This is a genomic window from Ideonella azotifigens (assembly GCF_006519715.1).
GTDB classification, from domain to species: domain Bacteria; phylum Pseudomonadota; class Gammaproteobacteria; order Burkholderiales; family Burkholderiaceae_C; genus Ideonella; species Ideonella azotifigens.
Window position 1 is genome coordinate 1 of record NZ_VIDT01000583.1, and the last position, 3494, is coordinate 3494.

The 3494-nt window shown below is 68.1% G+C and carries 3 protein-coding genes; all 3 read right to left on the bottom strand.

All coding sequences use genetic code 11. From position 1 onward, the window contains the following. The coding region (locus tag FKP22_RS24440) for a type II secretion system F family protein (RefSeq protein ID WP_141290263.1) at positions 1 to 834 on the bottom strand (834 nt) is incomplete at its 3' end. Positions 835 to 842: 8 nt separating this feature from the next. After that, positions 843 to 2264, bottom strand: a complete 1422-nt coding sequence (gspE, locus tag FKP22_RS24445; protein WP_141290264.1) for a type II secretion system ATPase GspE — start codon at positions 2262 to 2264, stop codon at positions 843 to 845. A gap of 20 nt (positions 2265 to 2284) precedes the next feature. Continuing rightward, positions 2285 to 3494, bottom strand: a 1210-nt coding sequence (locus FKP22_RS24450) for a type II secretion system protein GspD (RefSeq protein ID WP_310733370.1), incomplete at its 5' end; no start/stop codon positions are given.

Here is a 3494-nt window from a genome sequence, read left to right on the forward strand (position 1 = left end):
CAGCGTGCCGGCGAAGCGGGCGGCGTTGTAGCCGCGCGTGAGCCGGCCGATCAAGGGCACGTTCAGCATGCCGGCGTCGAAGCGCTGGCGGAAGGCTTCGTTGCGCAGCGCACGCAGCAGCAGCACCACGCCCACGGTCATCACCGCGACGAAGTAGAGGCCGTAGTTGCGCACGAAGGCACTCACGGCGAGCATGATGACCGTCAGGATGGGCAGGGCGTGCTTGCCGTTGACAAACACCGAAGCCACCTGCGGCACCACATAGGTGACCAGGAAGGTGACGATGACGACCGCGATCAGCGAGACGATGGCCGGGTACAGCATCGCGCCGATCAGCTTGCTGCGCAGCGCTTGGCGTTCCTCCAGGTCATCGGCCAGGCGCTCCAGCACGCCGCCGAGTGCGCCGCTCTGCTCGCCTGCGGCGACCACCGCACGGTACACGTCGTCGAACTCGCGCGGTGCCGAGGCCAGTGCGCGGGCGAACGGGCTGCCGCCGTTGACTTCGCTCTTCAGGTGGGCGATGAGCTCGCGCTGGCGCGGCTCTTCGGATTCGTCGGCCAGCGCCGTCAAGGCCCGTTCCAGCGGCAGGCCGGACGAGACCAGGCCGGCCAGCTGCCGGGTCCAGACCGTCAGCCCGCTCTTGCTGAAGGCCCGGCGGTTGAACTTGACGCTGTTGCCGGTCGAAGCCTCGACCATGGCCACCAGCGTGACGGTCAAGGGCACCAGGCCCTGGCCGCGCACGGCCGCCCGCGCGGACTTGGCATGGTCAGCCTCGACCAGGCCGTTGACCTGCTTGCCGGCGGCGTTGAGGGCTTCGTACTTGAAGGCGGGCATGGACTAACTCATTCCCGGGTGACGCGGAGAACTTCTTCCAGTGACGTGATGCCGGCGGCGACCAGCCGTTCGCCGTCCTCGCGCATCGAGCGCAGGCCGTTGAGGCGGGCGGCTTCGATGATCTCGCTCTCGGCGGCCTGGTTGTGGATCAGCGCCTGCACCTTGTCGTCCACCACCATCAGTTCGTAGACGCCGGTGCGGCCCTTGTAGCCGCTCATGCTGCAGGCGGGGCAACCGACGGGGTGCCAGCGGCCTTCGCCGTCCTGCTTGCGGCAGACCGGGCAGAGCTTGCGCACCAGGCGCTGGGCCTGCACCGCCAGCAGCGAGGAGCTCAGCAGGAAGGGCTCGACGCCCATGTCGATCAGCCGGGTCACGGCCGAGGGCGCGTCATTGGTGTGCAGCGTGGCCAGCACCAGGTGGCCGGTCAGCGAGGCCTGGATGGCGATCTGCGCGGTCTCGAAGTCGCGGATTTCGCCGATCATGATGACGTCCGGGTCCTGCCGCAGGATGGCGCGCAAGGCCTTGGCGAAGGTCAGGTCGATCTTCGCGTTGACCTGCGTCTGGCCGATGCCGGCCAGCTCGTATTCGACCGGGTCTTCCACCGTCAGGATGTTGGTGGTGGCGGTGTCGAGCCGGCCGAGGGACGCGTACAGCGTGGTCGTCTTGCCGGAGCCGGTCGGGCCGGTGACCAGCACGATGCCGTGCGGCTGGTGGACCTGGCGGTCGAACGCGGCGAGCACGTCGCCGTCCATGCCCAGGCCTTCCAGCGTGAACTTGGACTCGCTCTTGTCCAGCAGGCGCAGCACCGCACGTTCGCCGTGGGCCGAAGGCAGGGTCGAAACCCGCACGTCGATCGCCCGGCCACCAATGCGCAGCGAGATGCGGCCGTCCTGCGGCAGGCGCTTCTCGGCAATGTCCAGCTCGGCCATGATCTTCAGGCGCGAGATCAGCGCCGCGTGCAGCGCCTTGTTCGGCTGCACGACTTCGCGCAGCGTGCCGTCCACGCGGAAGCGCACGCTGGAGCTGCGCTCGTAGGGCTCGATGTGGATGTCGCTCGCGCCGTCCTTCGCGGCCTGCGTCAGCAGCGCGTTGAGCATGCGGATGATGGGCGCGTCGTTGGCGGCTTCCAGCAGGTCTTCGACCGCCGGCAGCTCCTGCATCATGCGCGAGAGGTCGACCGCGCTTTCGACTTCGCCGATCACCGAAGCGGCGCTGCCTTCGCCGCCCGAGTAGGCCTCGGCCAGGCGCTGGGCCAGGGCGGCGCTGTCTTCGTGTTCCAGCTGGTCGACCGAATACAGGCGCAGCACCTCGGTCAAGGCACTGCGCGGCGTGCTGTCGGCAAAACGCAGCAGCAACTGGCCGCCATCGTCTTCCAGCAGCAGCGTGTTGGCCTTGGCAAAGCCGTAGGGCAGGGGGTGGCGTTGGGCCATGTCAGGTGCCTGGTCTGCGCTCAGTTGCTGGAAGGGGCCGGCGCGGCGGGCGCGTTCGGGCCTTCGGGCGGATTCGGCGGCGTGGTGATCGGCGAGGCCGGCGCGCCGCTGCCCGGCATGCGCTGCGGGATGATGGGCGAGTCGGTGATCGGCGCGATGAAGTCCGGGTTGGGCTGGCTGTTCTGCTGCAGCGCGCGAATCGCATCGTAGCGGTCCACGGTGACGGCGTCGGCAGCGCCCGGCGTGCGCAGCACGACAGGGCGCAGGAACAGCATCAGGTTGCTCTTGGTGCGGGTGCGCGATTCGTTGCGGAACAGGTTGCCCACCCACGGGATGCTGGCCAGGCCCGGCACGCGGCCTTCGGAGTCGCCGTATTCGTCCTTCAGCAGACCGCCCAGCACCATGGTCTGACCATCGTCCACCACCACGGTGCTCTCGATCGAGCTCTTGTCGGTGATCTGCGAGCCATCCTGGCGCAGCGAGCTGCTCTCCTGGTAGATCGTCATGCGCACGGTGCCGTTTTCACCGATCTGGCTCTTGATCTTCAGCGTGATGCCGACGTCCTTGCGCTCGATGGTCTGGAACGGGTTGACCGCGCCATTGCCGGTGCCGGTGTTGGTGAAGCTGCCGGTGGTGAAGGGCACGTTCGAGCCGATCACGATCTTGGCTTCCTCGTTGTCCAGCGCCACCAGGTTGGGCGTGGACAGCACGTTGGCGCCGGTGTTGCTCTCCAGGAAGCGCGCCAGCGCGCCCAGCGTGAAGACGCCGTTGATCCTGTTCAGGATGCCCAGGTTCAGGCCCTGGCCCGGCACCGTGGAGGTGCCGCTGCTGGCAGCGGTCGTCGTCGCGGCAGAGCCCGCCACCTGGGCCAGCGTCAGGTTCAGCAGGTTGTTGCCGCCATTGCCGTAGTTGGTGCCGGCGTAGCCAATGGTGTTGTTCTTGGTGCTGCCGATCACGCCTTGCCACTGGATGCCGAACTCGGCAGCCTTGGCGGCGTCGACCTTGACGATCATGGTCTCGACATAGATCTGCGCGCGGCGCGTGTCGAGCTGGTCGATGACCTGGCGCATCTGGCGGTAGACGGCTTCGGGCGCCGAGATGATCAGCGAGTTGGTCGACGGGTCGGCCTGGATCTGGCCGCCGGTGGACGGCCCGGCCGAAGCCGAGACAGGCGTGCTCGCCACGCTGCTCTGACCGCTGCTGGTGCCGCTGGTCTGGATGCCGGTGGGC